Genomic DNA, 1,900 nt, shown 5'->3' with positions numbered 1-1,900 from the left:
TATCAATTTCGGTGCCGATGGAGGTCTTTATGCGGAGAAAATCAAGAACCGCTCTTTCGAATTCGATTATCCTCTTCAGGGATGGAAGGCTGCCGGTAAAGTCGAAGTGAAAAACAATGGTCCGTTCCCGCGTAATCCCCATTATGTGGAGCTCAGACCTTCCGGACACTCAGACAAGCACACGGCTCTTGTGAACGAGGGCTTCTTCGGTGTCTCGTTCGAGAAAGACTCCGTATATGATTTCAGTGTGTACGCCCGAGTACCCGACGGAGGAAAGTCAACAATCGAGGTTCAGCTCATAAACGAGGCGACTCATGGCGGCAACCAGACATATGCTTCGAAAAAGATTGAGATATCCGGCAAGGAGTGGAAACGTTATGACTGCTCGCTGACCCCATCAAAAACAATATTAAAGGGACAGTTGCGCATTTTCCTCAAGAAACCGGAGAATACTGTCGATCTTGAGCATATATCGCTTTTCCCCCGCAATAATATCAACGGGTTGCGTGCCGATCTTGTCAAAAGACTTGCCGACCTTAAGCCGGGTGTGTTCCGCTTCCCGGGCGGATGTATTGTCGAGGGTACTGATCTTGCAACCCGTTATCAGTGGAAAAACACTGTAGGAGCACCCGAGAACAGACCTCTGAATGAAAACAGATGGCAATATACTTTTACCCATCATTTCTTCCCCGATTATTATCAGACCTACGGACTCGGCTTTTATGAATATTTCGTTCTCAGCGAATTGCTCGGAGCCGCTCCTCTTCCTGTTGTAAACGTTGGTCTTTCGTGCCAGTACCAGAATCATGACATGTCTGCGCATGTGCCTGTTTCTGAGCTTGATCCGTATATTCAGGATGCTCTTGACCTTATAGAATTCGCCAATGGTCCGGTGTCGTCAAAATGGGGAGCACTCCGCGCAGAGATGGGTCATCCGGCACCGTTCGGTCTGAAATATATAGGAGTTGGCAACGAGCAGTGGGGACCGGAATATGTAGAGCGTCTTGCACCGTTTGTCAAAGCCATACGTGCGAAATATCCTGAAATCCGCATCATAGGTTCCTCCGGTCCGGATTCGGAGGGTGATAAGTTTGATTATCTCTGGCCCGAGATGAAGAAATTGAAAGTAGATCTTGTAGACGAACATTTCTATCGTCCCGATGAATGGTTCCTCAGTCAGGGAGCCCGTTATGATTCATATGACCGCAAAGGTCCCAGAGTGTTTGCCGGAGAATATGCGTGCCACACCAAAGGGCACAACCAGAACCATTTCGGTGCCGCGCTTTGCGAGGCGGCATTCATGACCGGACTCGAACGCAATGCCGATATAGTGGAAATGGCTACTTATGCTCCTCTTTTCGCGCATGTCGACGGATGGCAATGGCGTCCCGACATGATATGGTTTGACAATCTCCGCAGCATGCCAACAGCGAGCTATTATGTTCAGCAGATGTACGGACTCAACCGCGGGTCGCGTGTCGTGCCGACGACTCTCGACAAGCGTCCGGCTGCCGGTCTTGACGGTCAGGATGGCTTGTTTGCGACAGTAGCGTATGATGAAGACGCGAAAGATTATATAGTGAAAATTGCGAACACATCTGACTCTGCGCAGGATATCAAGCTTGATTTCAAGGGTTACAAGGGGAAATTCTCGAAGATGACAGTGGAGACGCTGCACGCTGATGAAAAAACGGAGAATACCCTTGACAATCCGGATCTCGTGAAACCCGAGAAACGTGAAATATCGATTGAGTCCACGTCAACTCCTGTCGTAGAGGTGCCTGCCAGAACATTTGCGATATATCGTATCCGTTAAATCATCATAAGTAAGTGTTGGAAATTAGCTTATATTAAATTTCAGGAGATTTTGAGATGATTTCATGATTCCGAAGAAGGAGCA

Annotated in this window: 1 protein-coding gene; it reads left to right on the top strand. The window is 48.4% G+C overall.

The window, feature by feature from the left end; genetic code table 11:
- A partial coding sequence (locus tag JX312_RS12960) for an alpha-L-arabinofuranosidase C-terminal domain-containing protein (protein WP_204458342.1) occupies positions 1-1,816 on the top strand: 1,816 nt, incomplete at its 5' end.
- Positions 1,817-1,900 lie beyond the last annotated feature (84 nt).

Origin of the sequence: Barnesiella sp. CU968 (assembly GCF_905219685.1) — a bacterium.
In the GTDB taxonomy this organism is placed as follows: Bacteria; Bacteroidota; Bacteroidia; order Bacteroidales; family Muribaculaceae; genus Lepagella; species Lepagella muris_A.
Note: the sequence above shows the minus strand (reverse complement) of the source record. Positions and strands in the feature narration are given on the sequence as shown.